This window comes from Flavobacterium faecale, assembly GCF_048320115.1.
Lineage (GTDB): Bacteria > Bacteroidota > Bacteroidia > Flavobacteriales > Flavobacteriaceae > Flavobacterium > Flavobacterium faecale_A.
This window is the reverse complement of sequence record NZ_CP182943.1, coordinates 2,073,713-2,087,764: the sequence shown is the minus strand read 5'-3', so window position 1 is coordinate 2,087,764 and position 14,052 is coordinate 2,073,713. Positions and strand designations below refer to the sequence as shown.

General features: G+C 34.6%; 10 protein-coding genes. 1 reads left to right on the top strand and 9 read right to left on the bottom strand.

Going from position 1 to position 14,052, the window contains the following annotated elements:
* Positions 1-521: 521 nt before the first annotated feature.
* The 8 genes from ACNH59_RS08720 to ACNH59_RS08685 all read right to left on the bottom strand — a co-directional run bounded on the left by ACNH59_RS08720 (position 522) and on the right by ACNH59_RS08685 (position 11,021).
* A complete protein-coding gene (locus ACNH59_RS08720; protein WP_418262163.1) occupies positions 522-1,880 on the bottom strand; it encodes a glycoside hydrolase family 28 protein in 1,359 nt (452 codons plus the stop codon).
* Positions 1,881-1,885: 5 nt separating this feature from the next.
* Positions 1,886-2,644: a rhamnogalacturonan acetylesterase gene (locus ACNH59_RS08715; RefSeq protein WP_418262162.1), complete on the bottom strand. Its 759-nt coding sequence runs from the start codon at positions 2,642-2,644 to the stop codon at positions 1,886-1,888.
* Entirely contained in the window at positions 2,625-4,655 is a 2,031-nt protein-coding gene (pelA, locus tag ACNH59_RS08710) for a pectate lyase (RefSeq protein WP_418262161.1), read from the bottom strand. Before pelA ends, ACNH59_RS08715 begins: the two co-directional genes overlap by 20 nt.
* Before the next feature lie 40 nt (positions 4,656-4,695).
* Complete coding sequence (locus ACNH59_RS08705) at positions 4,696-6,315, bottom strand: glycoside hydrolase 43 family protein (RefSeq protein WP_418262160.1); 1,620 nt, start codon at positions 6,313-6,315, stop codon at positions 4,696-4,698.
* Between the two features lie 7 nt (positions 6,316-6,322).
* Positions 6,323-7,540: a glycoside hydrolase family 88/105 protein gene (locus ACNH59_RS08700; RefSeq protein WP_418262159.1), complete on the bottom strand. Its 1,218-nt coding sequence runs from the start codon at positions 7,538-7,540 to the stop codon at positions 6,323-6,325.
* Between the two features lie 11 nt (positions 7,541-7,551).
* Positions 7,552-8,517, bottom strand: coding sequence for a DUF4861 family protein (locus ACNH59_RS08695; RefSeq protein ID WP_418262158.1), 966 nt, complete (start codon positions 8,515-8,517; stop codon positions 7,552-7,554).
* 10 nt (positions 8,518-8,527) lie between these two features.
* A complete protein-coding gene (locus ACNH59_RS08690; RefSeq protein ID WP_418262157.1) occupies positions 8,528-9,460 on the bottom strand; it encodes an alpha/beta hydrolase fold domain-containing protein in 933 nt (310 codons plus the stop codon).
* A 148-nt stretch (positions 9,461-9,608) separates the two neighbouring features.
* The gene (locus ACNH59_RS08685) at positions 9,609-11,021 is read right to left on the bottom strand and encodes a glycoside hydrolase family 28 protein (RefSeq protein ID WP_418262156.1); all 1,413 of its coding nucleotides are present in this window, start codon (positions 11,019-11,021) and stop codon (positions 9,609-9,611) included.
* 320 nt (positions 11,022-11,341) lie between these two features.
* Between ACNH59_RS08685 and ACNH59_RS08680 the strand changes: the two genes are divergently transcribed.
* Positions 11,342-12,367, top strand: coding sequence for a LacI family DNA-binding transcriptional regulator (locus ACNH59_RS08680; RefSeq protein WP_418262155.1), 1,026 nt, complete (start codon positions 11,342-11,344; stop codon positions 12,365-12,367).
* A 57-nt stretch (positions 12,368-12,424) separates the two neighbouring features.
* Here ACNH59_RS08680 and ACNH59_RS08675 read toward each other — a convergent pair whose 3' ends face one another.
* The gene (locus tag ACNH59_RS08675; RefSeq protein WP_418262154.1) at positions 12,425-14,041 is read right to left on the bottom strand and encodes a UxaA family hydrolase; all 1,617 of its coding nucleotides are present in this window, start codon (positions 14,039-14,041) and stop codon (positions 12,425-12,427) included.
* Positions 14,042-14,052 lie beyond the last annotated feature (11 nt).

Genomic DNA, 14,052 nt, shown 5'->3' with positions numbered 1-14,052 from the left:
AGAAGCTAATTTTTAAGATGTATTTTTTTTTATTTTTTTTTCCCAACCAACATAAATAGATTTTTCACTTCTCCATTTACATTTTCTTATAGCAGCTCTCAACCTTAAAAAACAATCGAACAAAACAACTAATGCAATCGATTACACAAATTTATGCATTAATTTCGAAAAAACAAGTAAAAAACACATCATATAAAAAAAAGTACTATATTTTTCATTATTCATAACGTTTTGCTGATTTTTGATTTAAAAATTAAACATATCATCACAATAAACTCTTAAAAGCTAAGAATTCTAAATCATTTGTTTTAAAAAAAAGAACAATTAGCAAAATAAAATTCAATAAACTAAGGTAATCGATTACATAATTAGGTAATAATTTAAATTTCAGATATTAAATCCAATTGTGGAAACCCAATTTTTCTTTTGAATTAGATTAAGATAAGTAACTAATAATTTTTCCAACTACAATAGAAAAATCAATAATCTGAATTAAAGTTAATCATTAAATTAGAGAAAACCTACTTCACAGCAGTAGGAACGCCTATTTTATCTCCGATAACTAGCTCGTTAACAACAACATTTGAAGTATTCGTCACTGTCATACCGTTTTTAGCCGATTTTATTGTAATCTGATTCAAGAAAACGTCTTCTACTTTTGACTCTGGAAAACCTTCAATAACAATAGCAGTTTGGGTAGCTTCGTCACAATTTATATTGGACAAATGAATATTAGCTATTTTAGAAGGATGATTACCGCTACCTTCACCATGGTAATTGGCCGTCATATAAATACAATCTTCCACTTTACCGAATTGAAGGTTAGAAAAATAAATATCTTTTATGTACCCCCCACGATCTGAATTGGTTTTAATATAGATTCCTCTTTTTAAATATCCTACTGCTTTACAATTATCTACAAATACATTTCTAACGCCCGCAGACATTTCGCTTCCTATCACAACGGCATGCAATCCTTTAAAAAAACAATTTCTGATAACGATATTTTCTGAAGGAGTATGGCTATTCACACGGCCTTCAGTATCGCGACCAGCCTTGATTGCAATATTATCATCACCATTATTAAACTGTACATTCTCAATCAAAATATCACTGGAATATTCAGGATCAATTCCGTCATTATTATAGTTCTGCGCATCGTATTTAATATTTCGAATGGTAATGTTTTTAGATTTCAATAAATGAACACACCAAAATGGAGAGTCTTCAATTCGAACCCCTTCAATCAAAATATTCTTGGAATTAATAAACTGAATCAATTGCGGTCTCAAATAATGCCCTTGACCAAAGATTCGCTTTTTTACGGGCACTTCTTTATGATTCATCTCCCGACTTAAAAGTTTGTCGGCCTCCTCTAACGGCTTCCATTTAATCCAAGTATGATTTGCCTCACCATCAATTACACCCTCACCGGTTATAGCTACGTTTTCAACAGTATTCCCATAAATCAATGGACTGTAATTGTACAACATCGTGCCTTCCCAACTCGTTAATACCAATGGATAATCTTTTGGGTTAGACCCAAATCGAATGCGAGCCCCCGCTTCTAAGTGCAGTTCCACATTAGATTCAAAATGAATCGGACCGTTAATAGTGTAAACTCCTTTAGGAACAACAATAACTCCACCTTTTTTCCTAGCACAAGCCACCATAGCTTTGTCAAAGGCCTTTTTACAATTTGTAACCGAATCTCCCTTGGCACCAAAATCAGTTACGAAAAAGCGATTATGAGGAATACTAGGCAACTGTATCCTTTTGATAATATTTTCTATTTCAACTGTTGTGTTCTTTGTCGCAGATTGTGCAACGATCAAGGTTGTAAAAAGAAAAAACGAACAACAAATAATAATCTTTTTCATCTGATTTACTTCAAGTATTTTTTCAATTCTAGATTGGTTTCTTTGAGTTGGACTGCAACAATCTTAGCTATTTCAGTTGCCCCTAATTTTGACAAATGGGTGTCGTCATTTTTTGCCTCTTTATAATAGGGATGTTCCCCAGCCGCAAAATGCAAATGCAACTCTTTAGACTTTTCTGGTCCATAACGCATTTCTAACTGTTCTGAAAAATATTCTAAATCAATAAAAGGTACTTTATATTCTTGAGCTACCAATCTCGCTTCCAAAGGATAATCTCCATGAGTACTTACTAAAACCCCATTTTCGTTAAAATTTCTTCTTGCAATTGAGGAGAACAAAATTGGAACAGCTCCTTTTTTGCGGCTTTCAGTAACAAACCGAATCAGATTATGACGGTAAGCCGTATGTGGATTTGTGTAACGTGCTGAATCAGCAATTTTAGCATCATTGTGTCCAAACTGAATGAAAACATAATCTCCAGATTTTAGAGAATTATACACCGCCTCCCATTTTTTTTCGGCAATAAAACTACGACTGCTTCTCCCATTAACAGCATGATTATGAATCTTAACCTCAGTCGTAAAAAAAGAAGGTAAAACTTGTACCCAACCAAATTCTGGATTTTCATTAGGGTTCACTTTATCAGCCATAGTAGAGTCTCCAATACTGTAAATAGTTGCTTTTTGGGCAGAACAATTCAGCATTACAAATAGTAAAAAGATAAAATTAAAATAAGACATAGTTCTATTGATTAAATTGTTCATACCACTGTTTCCCTTTTGAATTTGTACCTAAAATATTTTTAATTGTATATTTTTTAGCTTCTTTCTTTTTCAATTGATGCGACCAATTCACACGTAGTTTGGGTTGAAAACCTTCTCCTGTACAATTGTATTCACCATAATAGGCGGTTTGATGTGTTTCAGCTTTGTCCCAATCATTCCAACCCTCTGGTTTAATATGTTTCCCAATCTCAGATTCTATAAAAACTGTTTTAGCATGGATGCGCCAAGGCCGACCTAAATAAGCTTCCTTGACTCCTTGTGCAGCAGTCAAACGACAATTTTTAAAAACAAAACCAAAGGCCACATTATCTGGAGTAGAAGCAGCGGAAATATAGGAATTACTCAAATTATGAATCTCACATCTTTCGAATAAAACAGTTGCTTGTCCAAAAATAAAATCAGTTGTTCCTTCGATATAGCAATCTTTGAAATACTGTTTACTTCCATTTCCTGTTAGGTATAAAGTATCTTGATTTCCTAATATATTACATCGAGAAAGTAATACTCTATTAGCATTGACAGATAAAGCTATCGCTTGGCCCACCTTACCGGCAGTATTTTGTATCGTTATATTTTCGGCATAAAAATCATCCCCTTCAACAAGAACGGTTGACGTATAAAAAGTACTATTTCGACCTAAATTAATTTTATCAAAATAATCGTCATAAGTAATTATTGTTTTGTCTCTACTTTCTCCAATTATCGAAATATGGCTGTTCCACTCATGAATTTTTACTTTTTCATGATAGAGACCATTTTTTACATTGATAATTACTCGTTGTGGCGGAAAAGCCTTGGCTGCATTGATAGCGTCTTGAATACTGGTAAAATCGCCACTTCCATCAAGAGCTACCACCATATTATACTCATCTCTAGGCGTTTTAGTACCTACTTTTTTTTTTGAACTCAGTTCTGTTGGAAGTTTTTTTTTCCACTCATCATAGGATTTCAAAACTTCTTTAGGTTCGTTAGTGTACCAAGCATAACCGTTGCGACGTTCCGCACCTATTTCAGCAAGAGAATACTTTTTGACTCCATCTCTATCACAGAAAAAAGGTTTATTGTCCTCTAATTCCATAAAGCGCGCCCATAATGGTTTTGCAGTAACATCTACAACTATTTTTTTATCTACAATCTTCCCGTTTTCAACAGTACGGTCTTCTCTTAAACCAGTAATTTTAACTTTTTCGAACCAAGCTACGGCGCTATTTACTGCGTTAATGACATCAGATGAAGGGTTCTCAATCGACATTAACAACAAGACAATTTTAGCCGACTCTTTCCCGCTCAAAGAAGGTAATTCATAGGCCCGAGCTTTGGCAGGTTCTAATGTGTTTTCGTCATGTTGCGCACACCAACTTGTCAACACTCCATTTTGTTTGTATTGTGTTTTAAGAATACAATCGATGCCTTTATCAAAAGCGGCCTTAACTTTTTCAATTGTTTTTTCATTTGGTTGAATCGAAAAATAATCTGTTTTGTCTTTAATTTCCTTTAGAACATTCAGGATATTCACCATCGAATCATCATTGTAAGTAATATGTGTATAATAGCCTTTTTTCAAAGGATAAAATTGAGGCCATCCCCCGTTATCATATTGTGCTTCTAAAATATAATCCAAACCCGCTAAAAAAGCTTTTTTATATCGTTCATCTGGTACTTGTCGGTACATTTTAGATAGAAAAACCATTTCTTGATAAGTCGCACCATTGTCTGTTGTAACGTCATGCGTGTCCGGTTTTAGATCCAAAAGTTCTTTTTTTTCAGCCTCAGTCAAAGGCTTTTGCATCTGAATATTTTTTGGCCATCCTCCAATATTTCTTTGGTACAACAAAACATTTTCGGCAATAGCTTTGGCCTCATCCGAAGCAAACCAAGCACCTTCTTCTTTTTCTGTAACACTCCCCCAAGATTTATTCAACAGCTGAGCCGAACTATTCCATGCCATACTTAAAAAAAGTACGCTTAGTATTTTGCAAAAATTCTTCATTCTTATTTTTTTTACTTCGAAAAATCGAATATTAATGATCTTATTTTGTAATTCTAAACCAATCAATATTTACATTTCCTGCATCATTGATTGTACCATTTCTTAGTGCCAAAAATCCTATTTTAGCGCCAATCCATTTTCCTTCTCTCGCTTTAAAATTGGTTCCAATGGCTGTAAATTCTTTACCGTCCTCACTATAAAAGAAATTACAAATACCACCTTTACTCACTTTCACTTGTAAATAAAAAGTACCGTTTAGCAATTCTGTCTTACCTTTTTCAAATTCGCTTCCTTTTTTATCAGCGTCTTTGCAAACCACTTGCGATAAAATGAATTTCCCATTTGAGAATTTAACCTTCAAATAACTGTAATCCAATCCCATGATTAACAAACCTACTTCCTCATCGTCAAATCTCGCATTAAAAGTCATTTTGGCTGTGGCGGTAAATTCCTCTGCAGGAAATTTTTGCAATAGCAAATTCCCCACATCATATAAATTTACTGAATTCTCAGGCTTGGGACGGCAATACAGGGTATAATACCCCATAGTTGACGGGAATCCCCAATATACTTGCGGATTAGCGTGCCATTGCCATTGCAAACCTAATTTGGGTTCGTTGAACTCATCCGAATCTGGCGGCGTCACCATTGGATATTGCTTCCCTACATTTGGCTTTTTATAGGACATCACTGGTTCCCCTATTCCATTACCGTCTTGGTCCATTCCTATCACGGGCCAATTGTTGATCCATTTCATAGGTTGCAAATGCACAATTCGACCATAAGCAGCTTTATCTTGAAAATGAAAAAACCAATCTTCGCCAGTTTGCGTTTGTACCCAAGCTCCTTGATGTGGCCCGTTTACCGCTGTACTACCTTGTTCCAAAACTTTTCGTTTTTCATAAGGTCCATATATATTTTTGGATCGCATCACCGTTTGCCAACCAGTAGGAACTCCACCAGCAGGTGCAAAAACATAATAGTAGCCATTGCGTTTGTACAATTTAGGGCCTTCAATTGTCGTTTCTCCCTCATGACCATCAATGATTATTACATCATCTTGGTTTGCCAAAGTTCCCGCACTATTCATTGTACAAATTGCCAATAAACTTTTGATTCCCGCTCTACTTCCTGCAAAAGCATAGCCTAAATAGACCTTTCCGTCATCATCCCAAAGTGGTGTGGGGTCAATCAATCCTTTTCCAGCTTTGACTAAAATTGGTGTCGACCAAACCCCCTTAGGATTCTTGGTCTTTATCATGTAAATTCCATAATCAGGATCAGGATAATAGATATAAAATTCATTTTTATGATACCTAATGCAGGGTGCCCATACTCCGTTCCCATGTTGCGGTTGCGCGAAAACGTCGAGTGGCGTTTGTCGTGGCAAAGCATAATTGACCAAATCCCAATTAATCATGTCTTTGGAATGCAAAATAGGCAAACCCGGCGCACAATTAAAGGAAGAGGCCGTCATGAAGTAATCATCACCTACCCTAATCACATCAGGGTCCGAATAATCGGCATGTAAAACAGGATTTATATAGGTTCCATCAGCATTGTCAGATATCCAAACTGATGATTTTAATTGTTTCTGTCCAATAGTTCCTTGACAAAAGACAAAAAATAAAAAGAGGGTATATTTCAATTGATACTTCATCCTAAACTTATCGATTCAATTCTAAAGCAGCCAAAATAAAAGGCCCTGTCGCTTTAGGATCGTTATCTTTTTTTCTTTCGTTTACATAATATTCGTAAGACCCATCTCGATACGGTTTTCCACCAAGACCTGCTACTGCACATGCTTGCGTTAGAATTACTTCTCCGTTATCACCTAATTTAACCAAATCATTAGTCAAACCATCAAATGCTTTATTGGCCAAAACTTTAAATTTAGCGGGTAAATATCCTTTGTTTGCTCCTTTTGCATAAGCATAAGCAAACATTGCGCTTCCTGAAGCTTCCAAGTAATTACCTTCTTTTCCGCCCATATCCGTTACTTGGTACCACAATCCCGATTGGTCTTGAAATTGAGTCAAACTGTTCGCAACATTATTCAAATAACCCACCAATTCTTTTTGCTTTGGATGGTCTTTTGGAAAATAGTCCAAAACATCTACCAATGCCATTACATACCATCCAATCGATCTAGACCAAAAATTTGGAGAAGTTCCAGATTCTGGATTAGCCCATGGCATTTTTTTACTTTCGTCCCAACCGTGGTACAACAATCCTGTTTTTTTATCAGTAGCATGCATTTGAATCAATTCAAATTGCTTGGCGATGTCATCCAAATTTTTTCCATTTTCAAAAGTAACTGTGTACTGCGTGTAAAACGGCTGCCCCATATAAAGACCGTCCAACCACATTTGGTTCGGATACACTTTTTTATGCCAAAATCCACCACTTGGTGTTCTCGGTTGGTTTTCAATTTGTTTTTTCAAGGTTTGCATGGCAACCAAATAACGATTGTCTTTCGTACTGGCATACAAATCAAATAAAATACGACCTGCCACCACCATGTCTATATTGTACTTTTCGATTTCATAAGTTTTTATAACTCCTTTTTCGTCAATTAAAATATCTGCATAGCTTTTCACGTAATTGTGATAGGCTGGGTTGTTTATTTTCTTATTCAGTACTTGAATCGAAGTTAAAACCAAACCGTGTACATAATCCCATTTAGGCTCTTTGGCATCATCAATCATATAGGATTGTTCGTGACTTTTCATCACTGTTTGTGCCATTCTTTCAGACCATTTTAAATCTTTAGAAATCCCTCCATTTTTTGTAGTTGTTTGAGAGGTTGTTTTACAACTTGTATATCCTAAAACTACTATCAAAGCGATAGCTATAAAACCACCTTTTTTTATTGTCTTTACCATTATAACTGTAATTATATTTTGTTTTTATTGTTCAGCAACTCTAATTTTTCATTCAAATAATCCACAAAAGCTTCTTGGCTTTTAATTCCGTTAACTTCCTGTTCCCAAGCGCCTAAAAAGTAAAAAGTTACGGCTTTTGTAGTTGGTTTAAAAATCAATAAATGATCAAACTGAGCATCCACCACATCAGCAACAGTACTAATTTCATAAAAAATAGCCATTCCCAACTTGTCTGGGACTAAGGACTGTGTCCCATAAGTAGCTAGATACGCCCATTTTTTATTAGTACTGGTTCTCTTTAAAATTTCGGTATTTTTCTGTTTTACAATTCCCGTACAAATTCCCTCAATCGCTTTAGAGGCTTGAATAGTATGTTGGGTGTAACGTTGACCCGGTTTTATCGTTAACTCCGAACTAAAGTCAATTTTATTTGAAGCCGTTTCCCAACCGCTGTAATTGATTTTAACCGTTGATTTTGATTTATCATTGATTACCTTGGCACTCGTTGCGTCCACCTTATAGAAGTGTAGTCTTTCATTATTCAAATAACGATCGATAGAACCAATACCAATTCCTTTTCCTGCTTTTAAAATATCAGCGCCCCAGTCACTCATTTCGTGATAGGAATCAAACCCGTCTTGACCTACCTGAGGTAAAATCATAGCTTCGGTTTTTTTTCCAAAAATATCAATGGCATTGCGCCAGTCCAGATACAAACGATATCCAATTTTATCACTTTCCCAACCTGGACCTTCATAGCGAATATCAAACGAGTGGTCTGTGTGCTCAGGGGCCAATTGCAATTCCTGTACATTTTTAAAAGTACCGCCTATATACTTTCTACCTTCCCATTTTCCACCTTCTTTAACCGATATTTCAGCATAGGTTTTAGCCTTACTTATTTCATTTTTATTCTGTGTTTTACAGCTGGACAATCCTAAAACAACTAGTACTGATAATGATAGTATTGTTTTCATTAATATTATTTTATTTGAAAATTTTATTTAAAAATCGTGTGGTATGTGTCACTGTTTGTTCTAGCCATGGTTCAAACAACCAAAAAGAGTGCGGCGAATTAGGAAGCGAATGTACTTCGCTATAAATATTAAATTGGTTCAACACTTTAATAACATCATCTCTACCAGCATGAAACCGTTTAAAACTACTGTTTATAAACAACATAGGAGGTGTGTTTTGACTAACATGGCTTAAAGCCGATGCGTTCTCCCAATTTTGAGGATTTTCCTCATAAGTTCCACCCAACCAAAAAGCAGCCATCTCACCTTCCTGTGATTCTGGATGTTTAAACGCTAATATTCCATCTATATTCACAATAGCAGCAACATTGGTATTTTGTTTACTGATTGACTTTTTTTCAAAAGTTGCATTATTATTTGTTGTCCCTACCAAAGCCGCCATTTGTCCACCAGCTGAACAACCTAAAACGACAATTTTATTGGCATCAACATGATACTTTGATGCATTTTCCTTCACAAATTGTATGGCGTTCTTTATATCATAAATCCCTTCTGGATATTTAGCTTCTAAAGATAATCGGTACTCTATAGCAAAACAAGAGTACCCTTCTTTCGCTATTTTTTGAGCTAAAATATGCATGAGCGCTTTGTTCCCTGATCTCCATCCACCACCATGAATCAACAGTATTGCAGGGTTGTTGTTTCTTGTTGTATTGAAAAAAGCATCCAAATGTAATGCACGTGCATTTTCATTCTTATAAATAATATTGAATTTCTCTTGAACGTTTTTTGATGTGCTTTTTTTAGGGATTTTGATGTCGGGATAATTACGAATTAGTTTTGCATAAGTACTTTTTACAGTATATGAAGTATCAATAGGATACGGTTCTTGACCAAAAATATTGGTTACAATAAATAGTAATATTAGCACTGTTTTTTTCATATCCTACTTCTCCTTTTGAATTTAAGAAGGAGCTTGATAACCAGTCAAGCTCCTCTTAAAAACTCAAAAAACCAAAAAAAAAAATTAAATTAACTAAATAACAGTTCTTTCGAATGTCAAACAAATCGAAAGTAAAAGTTATGCTTTATTATGGACTTTGCATCAAATTCCCGTTAATACGAGTATTTATAAATTGCAATCCCACCACATTATCTATCGAATACTCTTTGTCGACTTTATCAATGGTGACATTCATAAATCTTATATTTTGAATGGGTAATTCTTTATAGCCATTGGCTAATATTCCGAATTTACCACCATTTTTTACTTTTACATTTTCAAGGAACACATTGCGCACTTCAGGAATAAAATTTCCTTCTTGTTTTCCGTAGATACCATAAAACATATTGATTTTCAATACCGCTTCTTTTACTTGTCCCACCTCTAGGTTTCGAACATAGACATTCTCTACTAGTCCACCGCGTTTAGAATTCGATTTGATTCGTATGGCACGATCTAAATTGGGACTATCCATCAAACAGTTTTCGACAAATACATTTCGAACACCAGCTGAAATTTCACTTCCTATCACCACTCCACCGTGACCGTCAATCATTTTGCAATTTCGTACTATAATATTCTCACTAGGGATTGCCACTCGTCTTCCATCTGCATTTCTGCCTGATTTGATAGCGATGCAATCGTCTCCAGTATTAAAAACACAATTCTTTATTATTACATTTTTAGAATATTCGGGATCGCAACCGTCATTATTAGGTCCGTGGCTTTCTACTGTTACACCATCAATAGTCACATTAGTTGATTTCATAGGATGAATGACCCAAAAAGGTGCCTTTACTATTTTGATCCCTTCTAAAAGCACATTAGTACACTCAAAAAAATCGATAAATGTTGGTCTTAGGTAACGATCTTCGCCAAAAACTCTTTTAGAAACTGGAACTCCTTCTTCTGCCATATCCATCAAGCGAAAAAGGTTTTGAGGCTCTTTTTGATTTGGCATTCCTTTTTTCCATCCGTACATTTCAGCACCACACCAAAACCACCAATTATCATTACTCGCTTGACCATTCAAGATTCCTTTGCCAGTCAAGGCAACATTTGTTTTTTGGTAAGCGTAGACTAGAGGCGAATAATTCATTACTTCGGTCCCTTCAAAAGAAGTATGAACAATAGGATAATCTTTAGGATTGGTACTGAATAAAATTTCAGCTCCTTCAGCCAAATGCAAATTAACATTGTTTTGTAAATTGATTGGACCTGTATAATATTTCCCCGATGGCACAAGAACTTTTCCACCACCTTCATTGGAACAATTTAAAATAGCTGAATTGATTGCTCTAGTATTATCCGTTTTCCCATCGCCAATGGCACCGTAAGCAATAACATTATAGGTTTTATTCTTAAAAGCAGGCACTACAATTTGAGCTTCAATTGTTTTCATCAAATTCCAAGGACTAGATACAGCTTTTGGCTGTTTCGTAGATTTACAGGAAATGCTTAAAACCAAAACAAACAATAAAAATAAATTTCGTTTCATCATTATACAATATTAACTTACTCAAATCCACACAAAAAACCAGCGAAACATCATCGTTATGCAATCGATTACACAAAAGTAGAAATATATTAGCTTAAAACCAAAAAAAAACAGTCAAAATTATATGAACCATAAAAAAAACACTTATTTTTATAACACTTATTAAATACATCACTAAAAAATTCATATTCTACACATTTAAATACAGAAAAAATATTAAACCTGTAAGTTCTATTTTTATCGATAATCGATTACATGTCTTATACTTTACATATTAAAGAAAAAAAACTACTTTTACGCACTTTAAAATATCTTATTCCATAATGAGTAAAAAAACCACAATTTACGACATAGCCAAAAAGCTTGACATATCAGCTGCTACAGTTTCTAGGGCTTTGAATAAAAATCCTAAAATAAGCGAAAACACCATTAAGCTAGTTATGGATACGGCCGAAAAAATGAACTACAAACAAAACAGGCTTGCACTTGCACTAAAAAGTGGTCGAAGTGGAATGATTGGTGTAATTGTACCACGTGTAAATACTAATTTTTTTGGAACTACTATTCGAGGGATTGAGGAAGAATTGCATCCTAACAAATACAATGTTATTATTTGTCAAACTCATGAGGACGAAAACAGAGAAATTGAAAACATCAACACGCTACTTGATGCTCAAGTGGATGGAATTATGATTTCAATCACTAATGAGTCTAAGAAAAATGAAAAGATTATTCAGCAAGTTCTTCGAAAAAAAGTACCTTTAATTTTCTTCGATAGGAAAAAAAACATAGATGGAGTAAGCTCTGTTTCTATAGATGATTTTAATGCTGGATATATTGCTACACAACATTTAATAGAACAAGGTTGCACCCGAATTGCACATATGTGCGGAGATCAAGCATTAGAAATCTATGAAAATCGTTTTAAGGGATATAAACAAGCACTAGAAGATAACGGATTAGATTTTAACGAAGAATATGTGCTTCGTGCAAGAAGTAATCAAGAGGATGGCGCTACGGTTGCAAAAAAATTATTAAAACTCCCCAATCCACCAGATGCAATATTTTCTGCCAGTGATTTTGCTGCTTTAGGAGCTATCAAATTTATCAAAAAAGCAGGATTAAAAATACCCGAAGATATTTGCGTAATGGGATTTGGAAATGAGCCTTTTACTAAATTTATGGAGCTATCCATTACAACAATTGATCAATCACCTCTTGAAATGGGAAAAATGGCCGCAAAAGTATTTTTGGAGCAAATCAACAATAAAGAGGACATTAAAATTGAGAAAAAAATTGTTTTAAATCCCATATTACACATTAGGAAGTCTAGCACCAGAATAAAATAAAAACTAAAAAAAAAACGTGAAATTTTAAATTTCACGTTTTTTTTTAGTTCGAGATTATTATAATGAAACCCCTCTTTTCCAAGGAATAAAATCATTCTGATTCAAGATAGCCGCTTTGGTTTTAATCTCACCACTAGCGACTTTAATAATAAAATCTAGCATTTCATCAGCCGTTTCATTAATGGTTTTTTCACCTGTGATGATTTCACCAGTGTTAAAATCGATAATATCAGACATTTTTTGAGCCAGTTGAGTATTAGAAGATACTTTTACAACTGGTGCAATTGGATTTCCTGTAGGAGTTCCTAAACCTGTTGTAAACAATACCATATTTGCTCCTGAACCTACCATTGCAGTAGTACATTCTACATCATTTCCAGGCGTACACAACAAGGTAAAACCTGGTTCAGTGATATATTCTCCATAATCATAAACACCTACAATTGGTGAAGTTCCACCTTTTTTAGCAGCACCAGCTGATTTCATTGCATCTGTAATCAAGCCATCTTTGATATTTCCTGGGGATGGATTCATATCAAATCCAGAACCGGCATCAATAACAGTTTTTTCATACCATTGCATTAATTCTAAGAAACGTTTTCCGTCTTTGTCATCTACACAACGGTTAACTAATTCTTGCTCAACTCCACATAATTCTGGAAATTCAGAAAGAATTGTAGTTCCACCAAGAGCTACTAATTTATCTGATAACACTCCTAATGTTGGGTTAGCAGAAATACCTGAAAATCCATCAGAACCACCACATTCCAAACCAATTCTTAATTTAGATAATGGAGCTGGTTTTCTAACTATTTTATTAGCTTCCTTGATAGCAGCAAAAGAATCTTTTACAACTGTACTCAACATTTCTTCGATAGTTCCGATTTGTTGTTGGTCATAAATTAAAACAGGCTTGCTATAGTCTGGATTAATCGCTTTCATAGCGTCTTGGAAGATCGATATTTGTAAGTTTTGGCAACCTAAACTCAAAACAGTTGCACCAGCCACATTAGGATTGTTGACATAACCAGCTAATAATTTAGCCAAACTATGCGAATCCTGACGAATTCCACCACAACCCCCTTGATGCTGGATGAATTTTACTTCAATATTTTCAAACAAATCTACTTCTGTTGATTTTTCAACAACTTCATCAGCACCTTTTTCAGAATTTACTAAAGAACGTAATAACAATTGGTAATCGTTTTCTTTTGGTTTTTTTAATTCCTTTTCGAAAATTCCTTTTAAGATTTCGATATTTCTATTTTCACAAAATACCAATGGGAAGAACAACCAAACATTTTCAGTACCAACTTGTCCGTCTTCTCTATGGTATCCCATAAAAGTTTTGTCTTTCCATTTGTCAACATTAGGCACTTCCCAACCAATAGTATCTGTTTTTCCAGATACTTTTGCGCTCTCATGCTTCACATTTGCAGTAGAAAGCAATCCACCTTTTGCAATAGGAGCACTTGCTTTTCCAACTAAAACACCATACATAATAATGCGTTCTCCCGTTTCAAAAGGATACATCGCAATTTTATGTTTCATTTTTACATCCGATTCGATAGTGATTTCCTCACCTTCGAAGCTGATAACTTCACCTGCAACTAGATTCACTAATGCTACAGCAACATTATCAGATGGATTTACTTTTATTAATTTTTTTTGCATGATATTTATTT